At 66.9% G+C, this 25,940-nt stretch carries 21 protein-coding genes; 4 read left to right on the top strand and 17 right to left on the bottom strand.

Features of this window, described 5'->3' with window-relative positions; translation table 11 throughout:
• Positions 1-355: 355 nt before the first annotated feature.
• Positions 356-1,258: a peptidylprolyl isomerase gene (locus ACVOJ1_RS03980; RefSeq protein ID WP_340044048.1), complete on the bottom strand. Its 903-nt coding sequence runs from the start codon at positions 1,256-1,258 to the stop codon at positions 356-358.
• A 136-nt stretch (positions 1,259-1,394) separates the two neighbouring features.
• Between ACVOJ1_RS03980 and ACVOJ1_RS03975 the strand changes: the two genes are divergently transcribed.
• Complete coding sequence (locus ACVOJ1_RS03975) at positions 1,395-1,760, top strand: PadR family transcriptional regulator (RefSeq protein ID WP_053519902.1); 366 nt, start codon at positions 1,395-1,397, stop codon at positions 1,758-1,760.
• On the top strand, positions 1,757-2,746 hold the full coding sequence (locus tag ACVOJ1_RS03970) for a sensor domain-containing protein (protein WP_053519901.1): 990 nt from the start codon (positions 1,757-1,759) through the stop codon (positions 2,744-2,746). The genes ACVOJ1_RS03975 and ACVOJ1_RS03970 overlap by 4 nt, the downstream gene beginning before the upstream one ends.
• A 112-nt stretch (positions 2,747-2,858) precedes the next feature.
• Here the strand turns inward: ACVOJ1_RS03970 and ACVOJ1_RS03965 are convergent, their stop codons facing one another.
• Together ACVOJ1_RS03965 and ACVOJ1_RS03960 are read right to left on the bottom strand one after the other, a co-directional pair.
• Positions 2,859-4,163, bottom strand: a complete 1,305-nt coding sequence (locus tag ACVOJ1_RS03965) for a polyhydroxyalkanoate depolymerase (RefSeq protein WP_197601089.1) — start codon at positions 4,161-4,163, stop codon at positions 2,859-2,861.
• Between the two features lie 93 nt (positions 4,164-4,256).
• Positions 4,257-4,847, bottom strand: a complete 591-nt coding sequence (locus tag ACVOJ1_RS03960; RefSeq protein ID WP_346475558.1) for a class I SAM-dependent DNA methyltransferase — start codon at positions 4,845-4,847, stop codon at positions 4,257-4,259.
• A gap of 144 nt (positions 4,848-4,991) precedes the next feature.
• Here ACVOJ1_RS03960 and ACVOJ1_RS03955 point away from each other — a divergent pair, with 144 nt between their 5' ends.
• Together ACVOJ1_RS03955 and ACVOJ1_RS03950 are read left to right on the top strand one after the other, a co-directional pair.
• Positions 4,992-5,447: a CopD family protein gene (locus ACVOJ1_RS03955; RefSeq protein ID WP_346475563.1), complete on the top strand. Its 456-nt coding sequence runs from the start codon at positions 4,992-4,994 to the stop codon at positions 5,445-5,447.
• A gap of 231 nt (positions 5,448-5,678) precedes the next feature.
• Entirely contained in the window at positions 5,679-8,075 is a 2,397-nt protein-coding gene (locus tag ACVOJ1_RS03950) for an autotransporter family protein (protein ID WP_346480040.1), read from the top strand.
• 118 nt (positions 8,076-8,193) lie between these two features.
• On the opposite strand, the gene ACVOJ1_RS03945 is transcribed toward ACVOJ1_RS03950, so the two are convergent.
• The 14 genes from ACVOJ1_RS03945 to pyrH all read right to left on the bottom strand — a co-directional run bounded on the left by ACVOJ1_RS03945 (position 8,194) and on the right by pyrH (position 25,847).
• On the bottom strand, positions 8,194-9,153 hold the full coding sequence (locus ACVOJ1_RS03945) for an acetyl-CoA carboxylase carboxyltransferase subunit alpha (RefSeq protein ID WP_053519898.1): 960 nt from the start codon (positions 9,151-9,153) through the stop codon (positions 8,194-8,196).
• Between the two features lie 150 nt (positions 9,154-9,303).
• Positions 9,304-12,894 carry a DNA polymerase III subunit alpha gene (dnaE, locus tag ACVOJ1_RS03940; RefSeq protein WP_193395602.1) on the bottom strand — a complete coding sequence of 1,197 codons (3,591 nt, stop codon included), beginning with the start codon at positions 12,892-12,894 and terminating at the stop codon, positions 9,304-9,306.
• A gap of 218 nt (positions 12,895-13,112) precedes the next feature.
• Positions 13,113-13,772 carry a ribonuclease HII gene (locus tag ACVOJ1_RS03935; protein WP_346480039.1) on the bottom strand — a complete coding sequence of 220 codons (660 nt, stop codon included), beginning with the start codon at positions 13,770-13,772 and terminating at the stop codon, positions 13,113-13,115.
• Positions 13,769-15,028, bottom strand: coding sequence for a lipid-A-disaccharide synthase (gene lpxB, locus ACVOJ1_RS03930; RefSeq protein WP_053519895.1), 1,260 nt, complete (start codon positions 15,026-15,028; stop codon positions 13,769-13,771). Before lpxB ends, ACVOJ1_RS03935 begins: the two co-directional genes overlap by 4 nt.
• A complete protein-coding gene (lpxA, locus tag ACVOJ1_RS03925; protein ID WP_053519894.1) occupies positions 15,025-15,816 on the bottom strand; it encodes an acyl-ACP--UDP-N-acetylglucosamine O-acyltransferase in 792 nt (263 codons plus the stop codon). Before lpxA ends, lpxB begins: the two co-directional genes overlap by 4 nt.
• Before the next feature lie 18 nt (positions 15,817-15,834).
• Positions 15,835-16,293: a 3-hydroxyacyl-ACP dehydratase FabZ gene (gene fabZ / locus ACVOJ1_RS03920; RefSeq protein ID WP_053519893.1), complete on the bottom strand. Its 459-nt coding sequence runs from the start codon at positions 16,291-16,293 to the stop codon at positions 15,835-15,837.
• The gene (gene lpxD / locus ACVOJ1_RS03915) at positions 16,290-17,312 is read right to left on the bottom strand and encodes a UDP-3-O-(3-hydroxymyristoyl)glucosamine N-acyltransferase (RefSeq protein ID WP_053519892.1); all 1,023 of its coding nucleotides are present in this window, start codon (positions 17,310-17,312) and stop codon (positions 16,290-16,292) included. Before lpxD ends, fabZ begins: the two co-directional genes overlap by 4 nt.
• A gap of 441 nt (positions 17,313-17,753) precedes the next feature.
• The gene (bamA, locus tag ACVOJ1_RS03910) at positions 17,754-20,174 is read right to left on the bottom strand and encodes an outer membrane protein assembly factor BamA (protein WP_065174695.1); all 2,421 of its coding nucleotides are present in this window, start codon (positions 20,172-20,174) and stop codon (positions 17,754-17,756) included.
• A gap of 74 nt (positions 20,175-20,248) precedes the next feature.
• Positions 20,249-21,607, bottom strand: coding sequence for an RIP metalloprotease RseP (rseP, locus tag ACVOJ1_RS03905; RefSeq protein WP_053518305.1), 1,359 nt, complete (start codon positions 21,605-21,607; stop codon positions 20,249-20,251).
• 60 nt (positions 21,608-21,667) lie between these two features.
• Entirely contained in the window at positions 21,668-22,858 is a 1,191-nt protein-coding gene (dxr, locus tag ACVOJ1_RS03900; RefSeq protein ID WP_065174697.1) for a 1-deoxy-D-xylulose-5-phosphate reductoisomerase, read from the bottom strand.
• A 2-nt stretch (positions 22,859-22,860) separates the two neighbouring features.
• Positions 22,861-23,697, bottom strand: a complete 837-nt coding sequence (locus tag ACVOJ1_RS03895) for a phosphatidate cytidylyltransferase (RefSeq protein WP_053518308.1) — start codon at positions 23,695-23,697, stop codon at positions 22,861-22,863.
• On the bottom strand, positions 23,694-24,461 hold the full coding sequence (gene uppS, locus ACVOJ1_RS03890) for a polyprenyl diphosphate synthase (protein ID WP_065174698.1): 768 nt from the start codon (positions 24,459-24,461) through the stop codon (positions 23,694-23,696). The genes ACVOJ1_RS03895 and uppS overlap by 4 nt, the downstream gene beginning before the upstream one ends.
• A gap of 5 nt (positions 24,462-24,466) precedes the next feature.
• Positions 24,467-25,021, bottom strand: a complete 555-nt coding sequence (gene frr, locus ACVOJ1_RS03885) for a ribosome recycling factor (RefSeq protein ID WP_053518312.1) — start codon at positions 25,019-25,021, stop codon at positions 24,467-24,469.
• A 97-nt stretch (positions 25,022-25,118) separates the two neighbouring features.
• The gene (gene pyrH / locus ACVOJ1_RS03880) at positions 25,119-25,847 is read right to left on the bottom strand and encodes a UMP kinase (protein WP_053518314.1); all 729 of its coding nucleotides are present in this window, start codon (positions 25,845-25,847) and stop codon (positions 25,119-25,121) included.
• Positions 25,848-25,940: the final 93 nt, after the last annotated feature.

The following is a 25,940-nucleotide window of genomic DNA, read 5'->3' as shown; positions in this document are numbered from 1 at the left end:
TCGGCTCGCTCAAGGCGGACTGAAGATCAAGTTCAACGGCAACAGCAACAGCAACAGCAACAGCATCCACGCTTGACGTGGGTTTACTGGGTGCAGCTGTGGACTTTGATCTGGGTCCGCCTTGAGCGAGCCGAGCACCGCAGGTCCGGCGAGGGCGAAGAGGCGCGGGTGTCTGAGCGCAGCGAGTTCCCGCGCCGTCCCTCGACGGGCCGAGGAGCGCAGGGTACCGATGCGCAACGCGCATCGGCTCGCGGTCGGCGGAACGTTTCTTTTGGTTACTTTTCTTTGCGTACAAAGAAAAGTGACGCCCATGAACAGTGAAGCACCTTCAGCACGCGTCACGTGCAGGAACCCATCACCGCACCGGCACCGGAACATTGCACAGATCGATATGCCCAGCCGGACGCTTGTAGAAATCATCCACGCGATTGCGTCGCGCCTCCACCGTATCGGCGAAAGTCTTTGAATCAGTACGCAACACCTGGATCGGCGTGCGTTCGGCGGCCACCACGTCGCTGGCACGGCGGATCGAAATGATCGGCGTGCGCAGTTTCGGGTCTTCATAGAAGCCCATCGGCGCCGGGCCGCGCGGGATCGCGCTGAGCAGTTCCATGCCCTTCAGGACGCGACCGACCAGGGTGATGTTGCGGTCCAGCTGACGTGGCGACTGCCCGGTCACCACGTACAGTTCGGCACCGATGCTGCTGTCCTCGTCGTTGTTGCGACCGGCCCCCAGCATGCCGTAGCAGTGCGCCAGCCAGGCCTTGCCGGCCTGCGGATCCTGTCCGACCGGGAAGCCATCGACGAAACCGGTCTGCGCCGCCCAGCCATCGCGGTCCGGCAGCACGCTCACCTTCAGGCCGGCGCTGGCACGCTCGAACTCGGCCGGCAGCTTGCGCGCGGCGCTGCCGAACGGCTTGGCCCTGGCCGGGTCATCGGCGTCGGCATCGCCGAACTGCACGACGAAGTTGTCCTGGGAACGGTAGATGCTGGTGCCGTCCCAGAAGTGCTCGTGGGCGAACGTCTGGATGTTGGCGACATGGCGTGGTGCGAACTGGGGCGCCAGTTCGATGATCACCCGGCCGGCAGGCAGATCCATGTACAGCAGGTTGGCCGGGTCGGGGGTGCGCCAATCGCTGGCGGCCGAGGCGTCAAGGATCTGCTGCGGGCTGCGGTAGGGCGTCGCTGCGCTGGCCAGCGAGGGCAACAGGCAGGCCAGGGCGAGGGCGGTCAGGGCAAGGCGACGACGGTGCGGCATGGAAACCCCGGAACATGAACGAGCCCTCGATTCTGCGCGAGCCGCAGGGCCACGCCAACCGGCAGGATGACTAACGACACATTCGCTATACCGAACTTCGCACTACTGTGGACTTCAACGTAGTGGAGGGCCGGGCATGTCGGAAGACGACATCCACCTGAAGAAGTTCCAGAAGGAGCTCAGCGCCGGAACCGTGTCGCTGGCCCTGCTGGCGGTGCTGGCCCGTACCGGCGAGCCGCTGTACGGGTACCTCATCGCCAAGGAGCTGGAGCGCGTGGGCGAGGGCGTGCTGAGTGGCAAGCAGAGCGCGCTGTACCCGGTGCTGCGCAACCTGGAGAACGGCGGCCTGCTGGAGAGCCATGTCGAGCCCTCCAGCAGCGGGCCGCCCCGGCGCTACTACCGCATCAATGACCGTGGCCGCGAAGTGCTGGCGCAGTGGCGCCAGGCCTGGCAGGCCACCCGTGATTCCGTCGATTCCGTGTTGGAGGGGGTACCGCAATGAACGACCCGAGCCTGGCAGGCCGCGCCCTGCCGACCACCATCCCGCAGTACCTGGCGCAACTGCGCGAGGCGCTGCAGGGCGCCGATCCGGCGATGGTGCAGGACGCGCTGTATGACGCCGAGGAATACCTGCGTTCCGAGCTGGCCGCCCAGCCCGGTCGCAGCGAGGCGGAGGTGATTGCCGATGTGGCCGGCAGCTACGGTGCGCCGGATGAAGTGGCGGAGATCTACCGCGAAACGGAAGTCACCGTGAACCGCGCATTGCGCACGCCGCGCGCCGACACCGCGCCGGTGCTGCGTGTGGCAGCCGAGGCCAGTGGTGTGGAACCGGCCGCGGCACCGCCGGTGCCGGTGCCGCGCTCGCTGCTGTCGCGCTTCTTTGGCGTGGTGGCCGATCCGCACACCTATGGCGCGCTGTTCTACATGCTGCTGTCGCTGGCCACCGGCATCTTCTTCTTCACCTGGGTGGTGACCGGCCTGTCGCTGTCGCTCGGCCTGCTGATCCTGATCATCGGCGTGCCGTTGACCGTGCTGTTCTTCGGTTCGGTGCGCGGGCTGGCACTGCTGGAGGGGCGCCTGGTCGAGGCGCTGCTGGGCGAGCGCATGCCGCGGCGGCCGCGCTATACCGACCGCAGCCGCAGTTGGCTGCAGCGTATCGGCGACATGTTCACGGACGGCCGCACCTGGCTGACCCTGTTGTACTTCGTGCTGATGCTGCCCTTGGGCATCGTCTACTTCACCATCGCGGTGACGCTGCTGTCGCTGTCGCTGGGACTGATCTGGGCGCCGGTGGCAGCGATCTTCAGCGGGGAAATCCCGGGCGTGTACGTTGATGGCGTGAACGTGCTGCCGATGGCTGCCTCGCCGCTGGTCGGGATCGTGGTCGCCGCGGCGGGTGCCCTGCTGCTGCTGCTGACGCTGCACCTGGCACGCGGCATCGGCAAGCTGCATGGCCTGATCGCCAAGAACCTGCTGGTGCGCCTGTAAGCAGCAAGGGGGTCAGGGCCCTGTTCGCAGAACAGGGCTCTGACTCCGTTCGAGCGGGGTGCCGGGGTCAGAGCCCTTTCTGTTGGAAAGGGATCCGACCCCCGGCGCAGGGTCAGCCCGCCTTGCGGCGCAGCGGGGTGACGTTGCTCTTCTTCTTCGCTTTTGCCGCCGGCGCTTCTGCGTGCGCTGCGAAGAAGTCGCGTACCTTCGGGTACACCACCTCGCGCCAGCGGCGGCCGCTGAAGATGCCGTAATGGCCGGCGCCTTCGACGATGAAATGCTCGCGGCGCTGGGCCGGGATGCCCGTACACAGCGCCTGCGCCGCTTCGGTCTGGCCGAGGCCCGCGATATCGTCCAGTTCGCCTTCGATGCTCAGCAGTGCGGTATCGCGGATCGCCGAAGGGTCGACCTTTTCGCCGTTGACCACCCACTCTCCGCGCGGCAGCAGGAAGTCCTGGAAGACCACGCGGATGGTGTCCAGGTAGTACCTGGCAGGCATGTCCAGCACCGCGTTGTACTCATCATAGAAGCGGCGGTGCGCATCGGCGTCTTCCAGATCGCCCTTGACCAGGTCGGCGTAGAAGTCCCAGTGCGAGCTGAAATGGCGGCTGGGATTCATCGACAGGAAACCGGCGTGCTGCAGGAAACCCGGGTACACGCGACGGCCTGCACCGGGGTAGCCGGCCGGCACGCTGTGGATGACGTTGTTCTCGAACCAGGACAGCGGGTTCTGGGTCGCCAGATTGTTCACCGCGGTGGGGCTGCAGCGTGCGTCGATCGGACCGCCCATCATCACCAGCGTGCGCGGGGTGGGCTCGCCACGGCTGGCCATCAGTGACACCGCAGCCAGCACCGGTACAGTCGGCTGGCACACGCTGACCACGTGCAGGCGCTCGACGCCAAGGTGGCGGATGAACTCCTGGATGTAGGCGATGTAGTCGTCCAGGCCGAAATCACCTTCGCTGGCCGCAACCATGCGCGCATCGACCCAGTCGGTGACGTAGACGCGATGGTCGCGCAGCAGCGTGCGCACGGTATCGCGCAGCAGCGTGGCGTGATGGCCGGACAGTGGCGCCACCACCAGCACAAAGGGCTGGTTGAGCATGGTGTGCAGCTGGTCGGCTTCGTTGCTGTGACGCTTGAAGCGCAGCAGCTTGCAGAACGGCTTGCTCACTTCCTCGTGCACGACGATCGGCACGCGTTCGCCTTCGACCTCGATTTCGTTGATGCCCCACTCGGGCTTCTCGTAATCCTTGCCGATGCGATGGAACAGTTCGTTGACCGCCGCCAGGCGTTCGGCACCCGGCATCTGCGACCACCAGTGGCCGGGATTGGCGAAGAACTTGGCGTTGGCCTGGGCCTGGTGCACCCAGGGGGCGAGCAGGTTGCGGGTCAGTTCGTGCAGTTGATAGAGCATGACGACCGAATATGTATGGTCATATGTTGCCGCGCAGCATATCCCATCCGGGTGTCCCGCAGGTTAAGTTGGCTGAAAATAATGAATCCGGATTCACATCCGTTCCAGCGCGGCCGCATCGCCTGCCAAGGCGGGGCCGAGCCAGCAGTGCGACCCTGCCGGCTGCAGGCCGTGCCGGGCCAGCGTCCGGCGATACCAGGCTGCCGGGCGGGACTGGAAGCCCTCATGGTCGCCCTCGAACGCGTCCTCGGCGGCGAAGGTCTCCAGGAACGCGATGCCGCCGGTCAGCTCGGCCACACCTGCCAGGCCGGCGCGCAGCTCGCGGTCGGGCACGTAATGCATCACGTCCGAGCAGACCAGCAGGTCCACCGGCGCGCACGGCCGCAGCCAGGCGAAGTCGCCGAAGCGGGCCAGATGCAGGTTGCGGGTCCGGCCATAGCGATGCACAGCGTACTCGCTGCTGTCGAAGCCCAGATACTCGACCTTCGGACGCAGTTTCCGCAGCGGCGCGCGCCAGGCCCCCTCGCCGCAGCCGATGTCCAGCACGCTGCGGATCGGCCGCTCCAGGTAGTACTCGGCAGTGGCCACCGCCAACGCCACCTTGCGGGCGAGGCGGGCGCTGCCGCCGATGTCGGCCCGGCGGTACCAGCGCTGGAAGTAGGCGGCGTCGTAGGTCTTGTCCACGCAGAAGGAGGTTTCGTTGAAAACGGCGCCTATCGTACGGCGTTGCCGCTCGCCATGCGTCGATCGGTCGCGCCGACCGCAGCCGGTACACCGGCTCGCCATGCGAGAATGGCCGCCACCTACGCCAGCCGCTGGAGCGAGCGCATGCAGAGCTACTACTGGGTCAAGACCTTCCACATCGTGTTCGTGGTGGCGTGGATGGCGACGGTGTTCTATCTGCCGCGCATCCTGGTGAACCTGGCCGAGACGGCCGGACAACCGGCGGTGGTCGAGCGCCTGCAGCTGATGGGCCTGCGTCTGTACCGTTTCGGCCACTCGATGTTCGGCCTGGCCTTCGTCCTGGGACTGGTGTTGTGGCTGGGCTACCGGGTCATTCCGGACTTCCCGACGATGGTCGCGCCGGGTGGTGCCGGCTGGCTGCATGCCAAGCTCGGCCTGGTGGTGCTGCTGCTGGTCTACTTCGGCTGGACCGGCCGCCTGCTCAAGGGCGTCACCAAGGGCCGGCCTCTGCCGTCCTCGCGCGCGCTGCGCTGGATCAACGAAATCCCGCTGCTGGCCTTCATTCCGATCGTCTGGCTGGTGCTGGCCAAACCCTTCTGAGCCGGCGCACATCGCGCACCTCCAGATGAATCGCCGCGTAACCTGACAAGCGGCGCGGCGCGCCTTGCAACAAATTGCATGGGCCCCGCCCGTGCGTCTCCAGATACTGCGCGCCTTCGACACAGCGGCTGCCTGCAACAGTCCCGCCATCGCTCCACGTGGGCACAGGCTGGATTGCGAGGTACTGCACGCACGCTGTGCCGCTTACGTGCCCCCCTCTGGAGATCCATCATGAAACATGCCCATCGTTCCGCCGCAGGCGGGCATTCCCTTGCCCTGCGTCCGCTCTCGCAGTGCCTGCTGCTGGCACTGGCCCTGCCGTTGGCGCAGCACGCGTTGGCCGGCAACCTCAACGACGAGGACCACGAGGTGGTGCAGGGGGATCCGATCGAGGCGTGGCACGTGACCAATGGGTCCAACCTGACGGTGACCGACGCGTCCACTTACGGCATCAATGCGACCTACGGCTCCAATGTCGTGCTCACGCGTGCGGATGTGCTGGTCCGCAATGCCAATCAGAACATTCACGTGCAATCGGGTTCCAGCCTGATCGCGCGCAACAGCCGCATCGACCTGGGCATGACCCAGTTCAACATCTCGGTTGATTCGTCGGCACGCCTCTACAACACGCGGATCGATTCCATCGGTGGTGCCATCGCCTTGTTCCCGGAATTCCGCGGTGGACAGGGCGACGTGTACCTTCTGATGGACAACTCCCACCTGGATGTAGCGCACCGCGACAGCACGGGTTGGAACCATAACGTCGGTCTGGCGATGGGTGCCGGGCGGGCTGACATTGTCAACGGTTCGACGATCCGGGCCAGCCGCAACGGTGCCGTCATGTACTTCGAATATCGGGGTGCGGACAACCTGGTGTTGAACGTCGACAATTCCACCCTGGAGTCGCAGACCGGCCCGGCGATCTGGGTCAATCCCGATGTCGACTGGGGCAGTCCCGATGCCGACGTCGACGGCGAATCCGCCGAGATCAACATCCGCAACGGTGCGCGCCTGATTGCCGGCGATGGCACGCTGCTGCTGGTCAAGCATGGCGAGGAGGGGCAGGTCGGCAACGTTGCTGTGCGCTTCAACGTGGAGAATGCGGCGCTGACCGGCGACATCATTGCCGATCGCGCCTCCTACACGGGCCAGCTGGATGTCTCGCTGCGCAACCGTGCCACGCTGATCGGCCGCATCGTCGATGCGAGCTCGGTGGCGGTGGGTGAGCAGAGCACCTGGCAGCTGACCGGCGACAGCAGTGTCGGCCGTCTGCAGCTGGATGCGGGCAGCATGGTCAAGCTGGGCGATGGTGCGGGCGGTTTCAATACGCTGTCACTCGATGAGTTCGTTGGTAACGGCGGCACGCTGGTGTTCAACACGGTGCTTGGCGAGGACGACTCGCAGACCGACCGCCTGGTGATTGCCGGTGATGCGACCGGCCAGGCCAATGTGCGCGTGCTCAATGCCGGCGGCCAGGGCGCGCGGACCGACAAGGGCATCGAGCTGATCGAGATCAACGGCGCGTCCGACGCGCAGTTCGACCTGGTCGGCCGTGCGGTCGGCGGGCAGTACGAGTACTTCCTGTTCAAGGATGAGGCCGACGGCAACTGGTACCTGCGTTCGGAACTGCCGGTGACGCCGCCGGATCCCTGTGACCTGGATCCGTCGCTGCCCGACTGCGACCCGACCGGCCCGATCAATCCGGATCCGAAGCCGGTGCTGCGCCCGGAGACCGGCGCGTACCTGGCCAACCAGTACGCCGCAGGGCAGTTGTTCCGCCTGCAGCGCAGTGATCGCGACGGCAATGCGGCCGTTGCCGAGGGTGTGCACGGCTGGGCACGCGTGGACAGCCAGCAGGCGCGCCTGGGGGCCATGCAGGAGCAGCTGGATCTGCGCACGCAGCGCCATGTGGTGCAGGTGGGCGCAGACGTGGGGCTGTTCGATGAAGGGCGTGGCCGCCTGGGCGTGATGCTCGGTAGTGGGCGTGCTGACAGCACCAGCACCTCGGCGCTGACCGGCTTTGCGGCACGCGGCAAGGTCGCCGGCGTGGCCGCAGGGGTGTACGGCAGCTGGAACAATGGTCGTGCCTATGTGGACAGCTGGGTGCAGCACGGCCGCTTCAACAACCGGGTGGAAGGCGATGGCCTGGCCGCGGAGCGCTACGACAGCGACCTGTGGCAGGGTTCGCTGGAGGCGGGTTACCGCTTCGGCGTCGGCACGCTGGGCGACAGCAGGGTCAGCCTGCAGCCGGAGCTGCAGCTGGTCTACACCAACGTCAGCACGGATCGACATACCGAGCAGAACGGCACCGTGGTGCGTGGCCTGGGCGAAAGTGGCCTGTCCGGCCGCCTCGGCCTGCGCCTGGAAGCGGAATCGACCAGCACGCATGGCGCCGTGGTGACCCCGTACCTGACCGCCAACTGGTATCGCGACGCCCGCACGGGTGGCATGGCGTTCGATGACGTGGCCATGGACAGCGACGCGCCGCGCAACCGCTACGCGCTGGGTGCAGGCGCGCGGGTGGAATTCACCAAGGGCTGGACGGGCTGGGGCGGTCTGGACGTGAGCCGCGGTGACTCCGGCTACCGCGAAGTCAGCGCCACGCTGGGCATGTCCTACAACTGGTAAGCAGATCGGCGTACGGCGGGCCCGTACGCGCAGGAACAGGGACGTATCGCCACACGGATGTGGCACTGAAGCCGGGCATTGCCCGGCTTCAGGCGTTACCGTGCAGCGGAAGCCGCGATTACGCCGCCTCGTAGGTGCCGTAGCTGCGCAGGCGCTTGTAGCGCTGCTCCAGCAGTTCCCCGGTGGACAGCTTGTCCAGCGCGTCCAGCTCGTTCAGCAGCACGGCCTTCAGGCGCCGGGCCATCTGCGTCGGGTTGCGGTGGGCGCCGCCGGTCGGCTCGCGCACGACCTTGTCGACCAGGCCCAGGCTCTTCAGGCGCGGGGCGGTCAGGCCCAGCTGTTCGGCCGCGTCCTTGGCCTTGCCGGCGTCCTTCCACAGGATCGAGGCGCAGCCTTCCGGGGTAATGGTCGAATACACCGCGTACTCCAGCATCACGGTGCGGTCGCCCACGCCCAGTGCCAGCGCGCCGCCCGAGCCGCCTTCGCCGATCACGGTGCAGATCACCGGCACCTTCAGTTCGGCCATTTCCATCAGGTTGCGCGCGATCGCTTCGGACTGGCCGCGCGATTCGGCGTCGATGCCCGGCCAGGCGCCGGCGGTGTCGATCAGGGTCAGCACCGGCAGGCCGAAACGCTCGGCCATCTTCATCAGGCGCAGCGCCTTGCGGTAGCCCTCGGGCTTGGGCATGCCGAAGTTGCGCTTGATCTTCTCCTTGGTGTCGCGGCCCTTCTGGTGGCCGATGACCATCACCGCGCGGCCATTGATGCGGGCCAGGCCGCCCATGATGGCCTTGTCGTCGGCAAAGGCGCGATCACCGGCCAGTTCCTGGAACTCATCGAAGATGATGCGGATGTAATCGGCGGTGTAGGGCCGCGACGGGTGGCGGGCCAGCTGCAGCACCTGCCAGGAGGTCAGGTTGCGGAAGATCTGTGCGGTACGCATGCGCAGCTTGTCCTGCAGCGCGTGCACTTCGGCCTCGACATTGACCGCCGGACCGGCACTGGCGTTGCGCAGCTCCTGGATCTTCGCTTCCAGGTCGGCGATGGGTTGCTCGAAGTCGAGGTAGTTCGGATTCATCGGAAGCCGTCGTGTAAAGAAGGAGGAAAGTGTAGCCGAACCCGGTGAAATTCCCCGTACGCCCCTGTCTGGAGCGTACGGAGGGGCTGGCCGGCAGGCAGCGCGCTGCCTTGGCCGCGCCGGCTGGACGCGGGACCTGGCGGGGCGGGATCAGCTGGCCCAGGGCGGGCTGTAGCGCACCTTCAGGGTGCGCACGGCCGGGTCGGCGCGCAGCGCTTCCATCAGCTTCGAGTCGATGCGCACGGCGCTCTGTCCGGACACGTCGAGCATGCCGGCGATGCCACCGTGCGGGCCCTTCAGCAGCAGGTCCAGGCGCAGGGGGGTGCGGCCGGGGCGATGGCGGTCGAGCAGGGCATCGATGCGCTCCCACACCGGCCGCTGCTGGCGCAGGTCCAGCCGCAGCGACAGGCGCGTAGCGTAGTTGGCGCAGACCTCATCGAAATCCCAGCACTGGCGGATGCGCAGGGCGTAGCCACCGTTGAATTCGTCTTCACGCAGGCCGCCCTTGACCACCAGGATGCGGTCCTTGGTCATCAGGTGGCCGAACTCGGCCAGGGTGTCGGAGAACGCGCTGCACTCCACGCGTCCACGCCCGTCCTCGAGCTGGATGAAGATCTGGCTTTCGCCCTTGCGGCGAACGCCGACCACCTGGCCAGCCAGCACGGTCTGCACTTCCGGGCGCCAGCGCTTCTCACCGCCACCACCACCGCCGCTGTTGGCACTCCAGATCTTTTCCACCGCGCCCAGATCGTTGCCGACCAGATCGCGCACGTCGTCGCGCCACGGATCGAATGGATGGCCGCTAAGGTAGAAGCCCAGCGTGTCGCGCTCGCCGTTCAGGCGCTGCAGCAGGGGCCACTCTTCGGCCTCCGGCAGGTCCAGCTGGATCGTCGTCGCGGTCGGGTCCGGCCCACCGAACAGCGAGTTCTGCCCGGAGGCGCGCTCGCGTGCCATCTGCTCGGTGGCCTTGATCACTTCCGGCAGCTGCAGCATCAGCGAGGCGCGGTTGCGGCCCAGCTCATCCAGTGCGCCGCAGTTGATCATCGCTTCCAGGGTGCGCCGGTTGAGCTTGGCCGAGCCGACGCGGGTACAGAAATCGAGCAGGTCGGTGTAGTTTCCGCCCCGCAGGCGCTCGTCCACCACCGCTTCGCAGGCACCCTGGCCGACACCCTTGATCGCACCCAGGCCGTACTGGATGGTGTCCGGCGTGGCTGCCTCGAACATGAAGGCGGACTGGTTCACCTTCGGCGGCAGCACGGTCAGGCCGAGGTTGCGCACCTCGTCGAGGAAGCCGACCACCTTGTCGGTGTTGTCCATGTCCGAAGACAGCGTGGCCGCCATGAACTCGGCCGGGTAATGGCGCTTGAGCCACGCGGTCTGGTAACTGACCAGCGCGTAGGCAGCGGCGTGCGACTTGTTGAAGCCGTAGCCGGCGAACTTCTCCATCAGGTCGAAGATCTCGTCGGCCTTGGGGCCGTCGACGCCGCCCTTGGCCGCACCCTCGCGGAAGATCTCGCGGTGCTTGGCCATTTCGGCCGGCACCTTCTTGCCCATCGCACGACGCAGCAGGTCGGCGCCGCCCAGCGAGTAGCCGCCGACGATCTGCGCCATCTGCATCACCTGCTCCTGGTACACCATGATGCCGTAGGTGTCCTTGAGGATGGCTTCGGTGCGCGGATCGGGATAGATGATCTCTTCCTGCCCGTGCTTGCGCGCGTTGAAGGACGGAATCAGGTCCATCGGTCCGGGGCGGTACAGCGACACCAGCGCGATCAGGTCTTCGAAACGGTCGGGGCGTGCGTCCTTCAGCAGGCGGCGCATGCCGGAGGATTCGAACTGGAAGACCGCACCGGTGTTGCCGTTGGCGAAGATGTCCTTGTAGGTCGGCGCGTCGTCCAGCGGGATCGCCGCGATGTCCACCGGCGGAATGCCGGCGCGCGCGTGGCGCTTGTTGATCGCCTTCACTGCCCAGTCGATGATGGTCAGCGTGCGCAGGCCAAGGAAGTCGAACTTCACCAGGCCCACTTCTTCGACGTCGTTCTTGTCGAACTGGGTGACCGGGTTCTTGCCGATGCCGTTCTCGTCGTGTTCGGCGTACAGCGGGCAGAACTCGCTCAGCGGCTCGGGGCCGATCACCACGCCACCGGCGTGCTTGCCGGCGTTGCGGGTGAGGTCTTCCAGCTGCAGCGCCAGATCGATCAGGTCACGGACATCGTCTTCGGTCTCGTAACGCTGGATCAGCTCGGCCGATGCCATCTCCGAGCCCGGGCCTTCCTTGCCCTTGCCGAGCGCATCCTTCAGGTGGATGCCGAGGATGTTCGGGATCAGCTTGGAGACGCCGTCAACCAGGCCATAGGGGAAACCGAGCACACGGCCGGAATCGCGCACCACGGCCTTGGCGGCCATGGTGCCGTAGGTGATGATCTGGCTGACGCGTTCGCGCCCGTATTTGCGCGCGACGTAGTCGATCACTTCGTCGCGGCGGTCCATGCAGAAATCGATGTCGAAGTCGGGCATCGACACGCGTTCCGGATTCAGGAACCGCTCGAACAGCAGGTTGTAGGGCAGCGGATCCAGGTCGGTGATCTTCAGCGCCCACGCCACCAGCGAACCGGCACCGGAACCACGGCCCGGGCCGATCGGGATGCCCTGGTTCTTGCCCCACTGGATGAAGTCGGCCACGATCAGGAAGTAGCCGGGGAAACCCATCTTGATGATGGTGTCGAGCTCGAATTCGAGGCGCTCGAAGTACTCCTCGCGGGTCTTGCCCGGCGCCAGCGGATTCTTCTGCAGGCGTTCTTCCAGGCCGTCGCGCGACATCTTCTGGATCCAGGTATCCAGGGTCTCGTCGTCCGGCACCGGGTAGTTGGGCAGGAAGTAGGTGCCCAGCCGCATCTCGATGTTGCAGCGCTCGGCCAGCGCCAGCGTGTTGTCGATCGCATCGGGGATGTCGGCGAACAGCGCGCACATCTCCTCGGCCGACTTCAGGTACTGCTGGTCACTGTACTCGCGCGGCCGCTTGGGATCGTCCAGCACGCGGCCGGTCGAGATGCACACACGTGCCTCATGCGCGCTGAAGTCCGACGGTGCAAGGAAGCGCACATCGTTGCTGGCCACCACCGGCAGGCCGCGCTGGCCGGCGGCCATCAGCGCGAAGCGGTTGAAGGCCTCCTCGCCGTCGCGGCCGGTGCGGGTCAGCTCCAGGTGCAGGCCATCGCCGAACACCCGCTGCCAGTCGGCCAGATGCTGCTCGGCAAGGTCGTGCTTGCCGTCCAGCGCCAGGCGCCCGGCCAGGCTCTCGCGCCCGGCCAGCGCGAACAGGTTGGCGTTGCCCGCCTTCAACCAGTCCGGATGCACGGCGACGCCGCCTTCCGGACGATGGCCCTCCATCCAGGCACGGGTCAGCAGCCGTGACAGGCTCAGGTAGCCTTCGCGGTCGCGGCACAGCAGGGTCATCCGCCACGGGTCCTGGCCCTCCTCGGCGATCATCACGTCGGCGCCGGCGATCGGCTTGATGCCCACGCCTTCGGCTGCCTTGTAGAACTTGATCAGGGCGAACAGATTGTTGAGGTCGGTCACCGCCAGCGCGGGCAGGCCCAGCTCGACCGAGCGTGACAGCAGGTTGGCCTGCTTGGCCTTCTTCGGGTCGGCCTGGTCCGGCTTGGCCGGCACACGGATGGTCGAGTCCGCCAGCGAGAACTCGGTGTGGACGTGGAGATGTACGAAACGGGAGTTGGACATGCCGGACCAGGTTGGAGCGCGGGGGCCCCGGGTGCCGACGGGAGTTCGTCGCCGGGGTCGGGAAGCGCTGGAATGCCCGGTCAGGGTAGCGAGGGCAGGGGGAGGCGACAAGCTCTTGACGGCACGTCGATTGCGCGAACAGGCCGCCGGGCATGGCCCGGCGCTACCGCGGCAATGTGGGCGCACGATGCCGCCGGGCCATGCCCGGCGGCGGTTGTTCAGGCGATGGCCGCGGCCGCCGGGTTTTCCAGGCATTCACGCACCGGGGCGAAACTGCGCCGGTGCTCGCCACAGGGGCCGTGTTCACGCAGTGCCGCCAGGTGGGCCGGAGTGCCGTAGCCCTTGTGCTGGTCGAAACCGTAGTACGGATGCTGTACGTGCAGGTCCTGCATGTACCGGTCGCGCGACACCTTGGCCAGGATCGAGGCCGCCATGATCGCGCGGTCGATGCCATCGCCACCAACCAGCGCCTGCGCCGGCAGTACCAGCCCCTTCGGAACCACGTTGCCGTCGATGCGGGCGAAGCCGGCCACGTGGGCCACGGCCGCCACCACGTCGCGCATGCCCTGCAGGGTGGCCTGGTAGATGTTCAGGCGGTCGATCGCTGCTACGTCCACCAGCACCACATGCCAGGCCAGGGCGCGATCGATGATTCGATCGTACAGCTGCTCGCGGCGCGCGGCGGTGAGCTGCTTGGAGTCATCCAGGCCGTTGATGCGCGGGCGGGCAGGATCGAATACCACCGCCGCGACGGCGACCGGCCCGGCCAGCGGGCCACGGCCGGCCTCATCGACACCGGCGACCAGGCGGTCCGGTTCAACCCGCAGTGAACCGTCGAACAGGGCCAGGCTGGCTGCGGCGGCGTGGCGGCGGCTCATGCCTTGTCCAGCTCGCGTACCAGCAGCTCGCCGACAGCGTCGGCGGCGCGTGCCGAGGCATTGCGGCGCAGGCGTTCATGCAGGCGCGAATAGGTTCCCTGCAGGTCGGCGGCCCGTTGCGGATGGTCGAACCACTGCTGGATGGCGGCGGCCAGCTTGTCCGGCGTGCAGTCGTGCTGCATCAGCTCCGGTGCCAGGTCCTGGCCGGCCAGGATGTTGGGCAGGGCGAAGCGGTCGACCTTGATCAGGCCCAGCGCCTTGACCAGGCGGTAGGTCAGTTCGTTGACGCGATAGCCGACCACCATCGGCCGCTTCACCAGCATGGCTTCCAGGGTCGCGGTACCGGAGGCGAGCACCACCACGTCGGCGGCGATCATGGCGTCGCGGGCCTGGCCATCAAGCACATGCGAGTAGGCGACCGGCAGCGCCGAACGCGACAGCTGTTCCTCGATCAGGCGACGGCAGGCGGCATTGGCGGCAGGCACCACGACGTGCAGCCCCGGAATCCGCTCGGAAACCTGCCACGCAGCCTCGAAGAACGGCTCGCCCAGGCGCGAGATCTCGCCCAGGCGGCTGCCCGGCAGCACCGCCAGCACCTTCGCCGTGGCCGGCAGGCCCAGCGCGGCACGGGCTTCGTCGCGGTTGCCCTGCAGCGGAATGTCATCGGCCATCGGATGACCGACAAAGCGCGCGTCGATTCCGTGCCGGGCGTAGATGGGGGGTTCCATCGGGAACAGGCACAGCACGAGGTCGGCACTGTTGCCGATCTTCTCGGCGCGCTTCTCGCGCCACGCCCAGACCGAAGGGCTGACGTAATGCACGGTGCGCACGCCACGCTGCTTCAGCCAGCGCTCGATGCCCAGGTTGAAGTCCGGCGCATCGATGCCGATGAACACGTCCGGCTGCCACTCGAGCGCGCGCTGGCGGAAGGCCGAGCGCAGCTTCAACAGGCGCGGCAGGTGGCGCAGGACTTCGGTCAGCCCCATCACCGCCAGTTCGCTGGCGTCGTGCCAGGTCTGGCAACCGGCATTGCGCATGGCATCGCCGCCGATGCCGGCGAACTCGGCGTTCGGGAAGCGGGCCTTCAACTCGCGCACCAGGCCGGCACCGAGCAGGTCGCCGGAGGCCTCACCGGCCACCAGTGCGATCCGCAGCGGCCGCTCGCTGAGCACCCGCTGTGCAGGCACGCTGCCGGCCAGGGAGGCCAGCGGAATGACAGCGGCGCCGGCCGGCGCCTGGCCGGACGTGCTGCTCATCGCAGCAGGGGCCTCTCTGCGTGTTCGATGAACTCCAGCATGGACTTCACGTCCTCGCTGTCGCGCGCCTGTTCCACCAGCTGCTGCTTGGCTTCGGCCAGCGGCAGGCCGGCCACGTACAGGGTCCGGTAGGCACGCTTGATGGCGGAGATGCGTTCGGCATCGAAACCGCGGCGCTTCAGGCCTTCACTGTTGATGCCGCGCGGACGGCCCAGCGAATCGGAGCCCACCATGGTGAACGGCGGAACATCGCCGTTGGTCAGCGCACCCATGCCGAGGAAGGCGTGGGCGCCGATGCGGCAGAACTGATGGGCACCGGCGAAGCCGCTGATGATCACGTAGTCGCCGACAGTAACGTGGCCGGCCAGCGTGGTGTTGTTGGAGAACACGCAGGCGTTGCCGACGTGGCAGTCGTGTGCCACATGCGTATAGGCCAGCATCCAGTTGTCGTCACCGATCGTGGTGATGCCACCGCCGCCGCCGGTACCGCGGTTGACGGTGACGAACTCGCGGAACACGTTGCGGTCGCCGATCACCAGTTCGGTGCGTTCACCGGCGAACTTCTTGTCCTGCGGCTCGCCGCCGATGGCTGCGTGGCCGATGAAGCGGTTGTCGCGGCCGATCCGGGTCGGTCCGAGAATGCTGCAGTGTGGGCCGACGACCGTGCCTGCGCCGATGTCCACATCGGCACCGATCAGGGTGAAGGCACCGACCTGCACATCGTCGGCCAGCCGGGCGGACGGGTCGATGACGGCGGTGGGGTGGATCCGTGGGGCGTTGTCAGTCATTCCTGGCTCCGTTATGGCTCAGCCCTTGGCACCGGCGCACATGACCTCGGCAGAGGCCACCACTTCGCCGTTGACCTTGGCTTCGCCGTAGTACCAGCCCATGTTGCGGATCAGCCGCTTCATCTGCACGTCCAGCAGCAGCACATCGCCCGGCACCACCTGCTTGTTGAAGCGGGCGTTCTCCACCTTGACCATGTAGAACAGCTTGGACTGCGCATCGCGGCCGAGCGAGAGCTGGGTCATCACACCGCCGGCCTGCGCCAGTGCCTCGATGATCAGCACGCCGGGCATGATCGGGCGGCCCGGGAAATGGCCCTGGAAGAACGGCTCGTTGATGCTCACGTTCTTCTGGGCAAGGATGCGCTTGGCGTCCACATCCAGCTCGAGGACCTTGTCCACCAGCAGGAACGGGTAGCGGTGCGGGATCAGCTCCTGGATCTGGAGGACATCGATCGGAAGCTGCAGCGTGTCGTTCATTCTTTCTCCTTGCTCACAGCCAGGATGCGCCGGGCCAGCGTATCGAGCTGCTTGAAGCGCGCGGCGTTCTTGCGCCACGTGCGGTTGTCGGTCAACGGGGTGCCGGACGAATACTCGCCCGGCTCATGGATGGAGTTGCGCACCACCGATTTGCCGGTGATCACGACCTTGTCGCAGATCTCCAGGTGGCCGACCACGCCTACGTGGCCGCCGAGCAGGCAGTAACGTCCGATCTTGGCGCTGCCGGCAATGCCGGTGCAGCCAGCGATGGCCGAGTGCGCGCCGATCTGCACGTTGTGTGCGATCTGCACCAGGTTGTCCAGGCGCACGTCTTCGTCCAGCACGGTGTCTTCCAGCGCGCCGCGGTCCACGCAGGTGTTGGCGCCGATTTCGCAGTCGTCGCCGATGCGCACGCCGCCAAGCTGCGGCACCTTGATCCACCTGCCCGCGTCCATCGCCAGGCCGAAGCCATCGGCGCCGAGCACGGCGCCGGGGTGGACGCGCACACGCTTGCCCAGCCGGACGCGGGTGACCAGGGTGACCCGCGCAATCAGTTCGCAGCCGTTGTCCAGGCTGCAATCCTCGCCGATCACGCTGCCGGTGCCGATGATGCAGTTCTCGCCGACCACGCTGCGGGCGCCGATGGACACGAACGGACCGATATGGGCGCTGGCTGCGACCTGGGCAGTGGGATCGATGACGGCGCTGGGATGGATGCCCGGCGGGCGCGTCGGTGCGATGTCGAACAGCGCGGCGATCTTGGCGAAGGTGGTGTACGGGTCCTTGGCCACGAGCGCGGCGCCGGGAGCCGCCTCGGCATCGTCGGCACGCAGTACCACCAGCGAGGCCTGGCTGTCGGCCAGCTGGGTGCGATAGCGCGGATTGGCGAGGAAGGTCAGCTGGCCTGGGCCGGCATGGGCGAGGGTGGCCACGCCATGGATGGCGGTGGCGGGGTCGCCATGGACCTGCAGGCCGAACTGCTCGGCGAGTTGCTGGGCGGTGTAGGAGGGAGTATTCACGGCGGGAGTTTAACGTGTGACGCCATTGCGGTCATGCGGGGGGCAGTTGTGCAGCCAACGGCGGGGCCCCTCGCGGCCGGCAGAGCCAGGCTCATGGGCTGGGTCGGACGGGTCGGGGCTGCGGGGGACGGCGCAAGTACGTCCCTGTAGCCTTGATCGCCGCATCCATGCGGCTCACACCCCCGCAGCCCCGACCCGCCCGACCTCTGACAGCGTGGCGCGAGTGCCAGCCGCGGAAAACAGAAAAGATCAAAAGCAGATCGTGCGCTTCAGCCATCCGGGTTAAACGAAAACGCCGGGCAGAGCCCGGCGCTTCGTACCCCGTCTGGTGGAGAGCCCCCCTTCTGTTAAGGGGGGCGCGCCAGCGGCGCGGGGGATAGGGGGTAGGTCGGGACCCACTGCTTGCGCAGCAAGCCGCGGCGCACCTTCGGTGGTCAGTTCTTAGAACTGCCCACCGAAGGTGAATTGCAGACGCTCGATCTTGTCGTCGTCTTCCTTCTTCAGCGGGAACGCATAGCTGATCGAGATCGGACCGACCGGGGCACGCCACAGCAGGGCCACACCGGTGGACACGCGCAGCTCGTTGGCCTTGAAGTTCTTGGTGCCGTTGTAGACGTTGCCGAAGTCGACGAAGGCCGACACGCGCGCCGAGGGGCTGTCGAACAGGCGCGGGAAGTAGGCTTCCACCGAGCCGACCGTCTTCACCGAGCCGCCCAGCGGCTGGCCGTCCGGGTACCCCGGGGTGATTTCGCGCGGGCCCAGCGTATTGTCCTCGAAGCCGCGCACCGAGTTGGTACCGCCGGCGTAGAAGTTCTCGTAGAACGGCAGGCCGCTGGCGGTCACCGTCTTCACGTAGTCCGGCGAGTTCGGGTTGCAGTTCACGGTCTGCACCGGGTTCGGGTTGGCCGCGGTCGGCTCGGTGTAGCAGAGATCACGCGAGGTGTCCTTGCCGTAGCTGTCGCCGTAGCCGATTTCCGCGCGCGTGTTGATCACCAGCGACGGCATGATCGGCCAGTACTTGGAGATCTGGTAGTTCAGCTTGTAGTACTCGACGGTCGAACCCGGCAGCGTGGTCTCCAGGCCGATGCGCTGGTAGGTACCGCGGGTCGGCATGAAGTAGTCGTTGCGCGAATCGCGTGCCCAGCCGAGCTCGGTGCGCCAGGCATGGAAGGTGCGGCGGCCGACGGCGTTGATGTAGTCGATGATCGATTGCGGCGTTGCGTTCTGGTACGTCGAGATCTGGTTGCTGTCGATGCCGAACATCAGCGAGACCGAGTCGGTTTCGGTCAGCGGCACGCCGAACACCACCTGCGCGGCACCGTTGGTGCTGTTGTACTGCGCGGTGTTGAAGTCGGAGTAGTCCAGTTCGCGCCAGGACAGGTTGTAGCCCAGCGACACGCCGTCATCGGTGAAGTACGGGTTGGTGTAGCTGAAGCCATAGCGCTGCAGGTAGCTGCTGCGCGAGGCTTCCACCGACACGCGGTTGCCGCCGCCGAGGAAGTTGTTCTGCGACAGCTGCACGGAGGTGGTCATGCCGTAGGACTGCGAGTAGCCCAGGCCGAACACGAAGCTGCCGGAAGTGGTTTCCTTGACGTTGTAGACGACGTCGACCTGGTCGTTGCTGCCGCTGACGGCCGGGGTTTCCACATCCACCGATTCGAAATAGCCCAGGCGCTGCAGGCGGATCTTGGAGCGGTCGATCGCGGCCTGCGAGTACCAGCTGTTCTCGAACTGGCGCATTTCGCGACGCATCACCTCGTCGGAGGTGCGGGTATTGCCGCGGAAGACGATACGACGCACCGACACGCGTGGGCCCGGCACCACCTGCATGTTGATGGCAACGGTCTGGTCAGCACGGTTGGTGGTCGGGATCGGGTTCACCTTGGCGAACGCGTAGCCGATGTTGGACAGCGAGTTGGTGATCGTGTCCGAGCTGAATTCCAGCAGCGCCCGCGAGAAGGTGTCGCCGGACTTCTGGATCACCATGCGCTCCACGTCCTCCTGCGGGAGGATGGTGTCGCCGCTGACCTTGATCTCGGAGATCTTGTACTGCTCACCCTCGGTCACGCCGGCGGTGAGGAACATGTCGCGCTTGTCGGGGCTGATCGACACCTGGGTGGAGTCGATGCTGAAGTCGACGTAGCCCCGGTCGAGGTACCACGAGTTCAGCTTTTCCAGGTCGCCGGACAGCTTTTCCTTGGAGTACTGGTCATCGCGGCGGTACCACGAGGCCCAGTTGTGCTCCTTGGATTCCCAGGTTTCCAGGATGTCCTTGCTGTCGTACTTCTCGGTGCCGACCAGGTTGACATGGCGGATCTTGGCCGCCTTGCCTTCCTTGATCGCGATGGCGATGTCCACACGGTTGCGGTCCAGCGGGCTCACCGTCGGGGTGATCTCGACGTTGTACTTGCCGCGGTCGTTGTACTGGCGGCGCAGTTCCTGGGTCACGCGGTCCAGGCTCAGGCGATCGAACGTCCCACCTTCGGTCAGGCCGATGTCGGACAGGCCCTTGAGCAGCTGGTCGGACTTGATGTCCTTGTTGCCGGTCACGGTCAGCTTGTTGATCGCCGGGCGTTCCTTGACCGTCACCACCAGGATGTTGCCCTGGCGGTCCAGCTGCACGTCCTCAAAGAAGCCGGTCTTGTACAGGGCGCGGATGGTTTCGCCGACCTTGCTGTCGGTGACCGTCTCGCCACGCTCCACCGGCAGGTAGGTGAATACCGTACCCGAGCTGATGCGCTGCAGGCCGTCGACGCGGATGTCGCTGACAGTGAAGGGCTCGGCTGCCTGGGCCAGGGCGGGAGCGCCGGTGACGGCGGCGAGGGCGAGGGCCAGCAGGCGGCGATTGGGGAGTCGCGTCATGTCACGTCCGGTAGGAAGGTCGATTTCATTGGTGCGGGATGCCGACGCTGTAGACGGCAACAACGTGGAAAAGTTCATCGCGGGACCAGGCCGAGGATGTCGTTGTAGAACGCCAACCCCATCAGCCCGGCCAGCAACGCCAGGCCGATGTACTGGCCGGCGGCGATGGCACGCTCGCTCAGCGGGCTGCCCTTGACCAACTCGATAAGGTAATACAGCAGGTGGCCGCCGTCCAAGATCGGGATCGGCAGCAGATTGATGATGCACAGGCTCAGCGACAGCAGCGCGAGGAACTGCAGGAACCAGTCGAGCCCACGTTTGGCCGATACATTGGCCACACGGGCGATGGTGACCGGGCCGGAAACGTTCTGCAGCGAGGCCTTGCCGGTCACGATGCGGGCCATCATGCCCAGCGAGTCGGCGGCCAGCCGGCCGGTTTCACGCACCGCCACGGTGACCGCGTCCAGGGGCCCGTAACGCAGCAGGGTGTCGTAGGCCGGGCTGTAGGTGGTGGGGAAACCGACGCCGATCTGCCAGACCGGCTCGCCCTTGCCGTCCTTGCCCTGGCGCGGAGTCACTTCCAGTGCCAGCCGCTCGCCGCCACGCAGGACTTCGATCATGCCGGGGCCGCCGGTGCGGCCCAGGGCCTGGATTTCGCCGATCACCTGGTCGACGCTGTCAATGCGCTGCCCGTCGATGGCCACGATGAGGTCGCCCGGCTGCAGCTGGCCCGCAACAACGGAATCCGGTGTGAGCCTGTCGACCAGGGCGGGCTGCAGCCATGACTGCCAGTACAGGCCCGCCAGGATCGGCACCCGCCGTTCATCGAAGCCTGCCGGCAGCTGCGACAGCGGCAGGGTACGGGCATGCACCTGATCGCTGCGGTCGATCACGTCCAGCGTGACATCACGACGGTCCATCGCTGCCGCGGTCAGGGCCATGCTGGCCTCGCCCAGGGTGCTGACCGGGCGGTCGTCCACGCGCAGCACGCGGTCACCACTGTTGAGCCCCGCCGTCGCCGCGATGCCGCTGGTGCGGCCGAGGGTGGGCGAATAGTCCTGCTTGCCTATCACGAACATCGCCCACAGCAGCAGGATGCACAGCAGCAGGTTGGCGACCGGCCCGGCAGCAACGATGGCGATGCGCTGCCAGACCGTCTTGTGGTTGAACGCCTGGCCGCGTTCCTGCGGATGCACCTCGACTTCGCGCTCGTCGAGGAATTTCACATAGCCGCCCAGCGGAATCGCAGCAATGGCGAATTCGGTTCCATGCCGGTCGCGCCGCGACCACAGCGGCCGGCCAAAGCCGACAGAGAAGCGCAGCACCTTGACTCCGCACAGGCGGCCGACCCAGTAATGCCCGAGCTCGTGGAAGGTGACCAGCAGCCCCAGGCTGACAATCATCCACCAGACCGATCCGATGAAGTCAGTCATGCAGGCTCACGTTGGCGGGCAGGGGCGGCGTCGTCATGCAGGGCTGGGCAGGCGGGCGGTTCAGGCGGCGTCGATGGCGTTCAGGGTCAGCAGGCGTGCGCGCTGGTCGGCGGACAACAGGACCTCCAGTGTATCGGCTGGCTCGGTCGGCAGTGTTGAAAGAGCGTTAGCAACCAGCGCCGGGATGGTCAGGAAACCGATCCGGCCCTGAAGAAACGCTGAAACGGCCTCTTCGTTGGCGGCGTTCAGCATCGCCGGGGCGGTGCCACCGGCGCGCATCGCCTGCCAGGCCAGCGCCAGGCAGGGGAAGGCCTCGGTATCGGGCGCCTCGAAATCCAGCCGGCCCTGCGCCAGCAGATCCAGCCCGGCCACGCCCGAGGCGATTCGTTGCGGCCAGCCCAGGCCAACGGCCAGGGTGGTGCGCATGTCCGGCAGGCCCATCTGCGCCAGGGTCGAGCCGTCGACGAATTCGACCAGCGAATGGACCAGGCTCTGCGGATGGACCAGCACCTCGATGCGTTCACCCGGCACGGCGAACAGGTGGTGGGCCTCGATCACTTCCAGGCCCTTGTTCATCAGGGTCGCGGAATCGACCGAGATCTTCGGCCCCATCGACCACTTCGGGTGGGCCACGGCCTGGGCCGGGGTGACCTGCGCCAGTTCGGCGCGGCTGCGGCCACGGAACGGGCCACCGGAGGCGGTGAGCAGGATCCGGCGCACCCCGGCGCCTTCGAGGCTGGCGTCGCGCGAGCGCAGGCACTGGAAGATGGCGCTGTGCTCGCTGTCGATCGGGATGATCTCGGCCCCGGCACGTTCGGCGGTACGGGTCAGCAGTTCGCCCGCCAGTACCAGTGATTCCTTGTTCGCCAGCAGGATGCGCTTGCCCGCGGCGGCGGCGGCCAGGGTCGAGGACAGCCCTGCCGCGCCGACGATGGCGGCCACCACGGTGTCGCAGGCGTCACTGGCGGCCAGCTGGTCCAGCGCTGCCTGGCCGGCGTGGGCCTGGGTCGCCAGGCCGGCCTCGCGCAGACCGTCGCGCAGCGCAGGGTACAGGGCCTCGTCGGCGATCACCGCGTGCAGGGGCTGATGCTGGCGGCACAGCGCAAGCAGCGCCTGCACCTGGCGGCCGGCGGCAAGCACGGTGGCCCGGTAGCGCTGCGGATGGCGCGCGATCACATCCAGGGTGGAGGCACCGATCGATCCGGTGGCGCCGAACACGGCGACCCGGCGCAGGTCTGCTGCTGCATGCATGGTCAGAATCCGAAGATTTCCTTGCCCAGCGCGAACACCGGCACGGCTGCCAGGACGCCGTCGACACGGTCGAGCACGCCACCATGGCCCGGGATCAGGTTGCCCGAGTCCTTGGCACCGGCATGGCGCTTGATCAGGCTCTCGAACAGATCGCCCAGCACCGAGGCCAGCACGGCGACCACGGACGTGATCAGCAGGCCCGGCAGGTGGGCCAGGTCGATACCGGCCAGCCAGCCCAGGCCGACGGCCACGGCCACGCCGGCCAGCAGGCCGCCGACCAGGCCTTCCCAGGTCTTGTTCGGGCTGATGCGCGGGGCCAGCTTGTGCCTGCCGAAGCGGCGACCGGCAAAGTAGGCGCCCGAATCGGCGGCCCAGACCAGCGCCAGCGCGGCCAGCAGCCACAGATGCCCCTGCCGGCCGGGCGGGTCGCCGCCGGCGTGGATCAGCACCAGCGCGGCCCAGGCCGGCACGATGGCCAGTGTGCCGGCCAGCAGCTTGAGGATGCGCGCGGGGCTGCCCGGCTGTGCACCGAAGTTGAAGAAGCGCAGCCAGACCAGCGCCGCCAGCCACCAGGCGACGCCGACCAGCGTGGTGATCTGGAACAGCACCAGGGTACTGCCGTCGGCCCACACCAGCAGCACCATCAGCAGCAGGTTCAATACCAGCAGCACGGTGCGCGCCAGGGTGTCTTCAACGTCGGCCAGCTTCAGCCATTCCCACAGGCCGATCAGCAGGACGGCGGCGGCCGCGGCGGCCAGCCATTGCGTCGGCAGCAGCAGGATCGCGGCAATGGCGACCGGCGCCATGATCAGCGCGGCGAGGACTCGGGTCTTGGTCATGGGCTGGACGTCTCAGTGGCCAGGGCGGCGATCTGGGCGCTGGTCAGGCCGAAGCGGCGCTCACGGCCCGCATAGGCATCCAGCGCCTGTTGCAGCATCGCGGCGTCGAAGTCCGGCCACAGTGCCTCGGTGAACCACAGCTCGGTGTAGGCCAGCTGCCACAGCAGGAAATTGCTGATGCGGGTGTCGCCACCGGTGCGGATGAACAGGTCCGGTGCCGGCAGGTCGGCCAGGGCCATCTGCCGGCCCAGCAGCGCCTCGTCGATCTGTTCGGGCAGCAGGCGCCCGGCCGCCACTTCGGCAGCCAGTGCGCGCGCCGCGCGGGCGATGTCCTGGCGGCCGCCATAGCTGGCGGCGATCGACAGGGTCAGCGTGGTGTTGCCGGCGGTGCGCTGTTCGGCCAGCTGCATGCGGCTGACCAGCGAGGCGCCGAAGCGCTCGCGCTCGCCGATGAAGCGCACGCGCACGCCCCGGCGGTGCAGCTCGTCCACTTCGCGGTCGAGCGCACCCAGGAACAGCTTCATCAACGCATCGACTTCGTCCTGCGGCCGGCCCCAGTTCTCGCTGGAGAAGGCGAACAGGGTCAGCGCCGGGATGCCCAGTTCAAGGCAGCGCTCGATGGTGCGGTTGACCGCGCGCGCGCCGGCACGGTGGCCGATCACGCGCGGGCGGCGGCGCTGCTGTGCCCAGCGTCCGTTGCCATCCATGATGATGGCGACGTGGCGGGGCAGGGCGGCCGGCAGGGGAGGCGGGACTGAAGGCATCGACTTCAGACCGACAACAGTTCCTTTTCCTTGTCCGCGACGACTTTGTCGACATCCTTGATGTTGCTGTCGGTCAGCTTCTGGATATCGTCTTCGCCGCGCTTCTTCTCGTCTTCGCTGATCGCCTTGTCCTTGACCAGCTTGGCGATTTCCTTGTTCGCGTCCTGACGGATGTTGCGGATCGCGATCTTGGCGCCTTCGCCTTCCTTCTGCACCTGCTTGACCAGTTCCTTGCGGCGCTCTTCGGTCGGCGGCGGCATGTTGATGCGGATCGCGGTGCCCAGCGTATTCGGGGTGAACTCGGCGTTGTACAGCCCCTTCTCGATCTCCTTGATCATGCTCTTGTCGAACGGCGTGACCAGCAGCGAGTGGGCGTCGGCGTTGGAGATCGAGGCGACCTGGTTCAGCGGGGTGCTGGCATTGCCGTAGGCATTGACGGTGACGCGGTCCAGCAGGGCCGGAGTAGCACGCCCGGTGCGGATCGAGGTGAGGGTGTGCTTCAGAGCGTCGATGCTCTTGGCCATGCGCGTCTGCGCGTTGTTCTTGATGTCGTTGAGCATCGCCCGGGTCCTGGATGTAACTGGAATCGGGCGATTATAGGCGAATACGGGACGCTGCCGGGCCTGGATCGGCCCGGGCGTCGCCTTGCGCTCAGGCTCAGGCCGGGTCGCGGCCCTGGACCAGGGTGCCGATGTTCTCGCCGCTGAGGATCTTCAGCAGCTCGCCCGGCTGGCCCATGTCGAACACCCGCATCGGCAGATCGCTGTCGCGGGCCAGTGCGAAGGCGGCGGTGTCCATCACTTCCAGGCCGCGGCGGATCACCTCGTCGTAGCTCAGGCTGTCGAAGCGGACCGCGTCGCTGTGCTTGTTCGGATCCTTGTCGTACACGCCATCGACCTTGGTGGCCTTGAGCAGCAGGTCCGCACCGATCTCGATGGCACGCAGGGCTGCGCCGGAATCGGTGGTGAAGAAGGGGCTGCCGACGCCGGCGGCGAAGATCACCAGCCGGCCTTTTTCCAGGTGACGGATGGCGCGGCGGCGGATGTAGTCCTCGCACACGTCGTTGATCTTGATCGCGCTCATCACGCGGGCCTTGGCGCCCAGCTTCTCCAGGGCGTCCTGCATGGCCAGCGCGTTGATGACGGTGGCCAGCATGCCCATCTGGTCGCCGGTGACCCGGTCCATGCCGCCGGCAGCGAGGCCGGCGCCGCGGAAGATGTTGCCGCCGCCGATCACCAGTGCCACTTCGGCCCCTGCCTGCTGGGCCTCGATCACTTCACGGGCCAGGCGGTTGATGACCTTCGGGTCGATGCCGTAGTCCTCGTCTCCCATCAGCGCCTCCCCGGAGAGTTTCAGCAGGATGCGGCGATAGGCGAGCTTGGACATGGGGACCTCGGGTGCGTGGAAATCGCGGGCGATTCTACGCGCATGCGGCGCCCGGCCAAAGTGTTTTGTGCACTGCGGCGCAAAATCGGCTGG

Source organism: Stenotrophomonas sp. STEN225 (assembly GCF_056756445.1).
The sequence above is the reverse complement of the archived record's forward strand: the minus strand, read 5'-3'. Positions and strand labels throughout refer to the sequence as shown.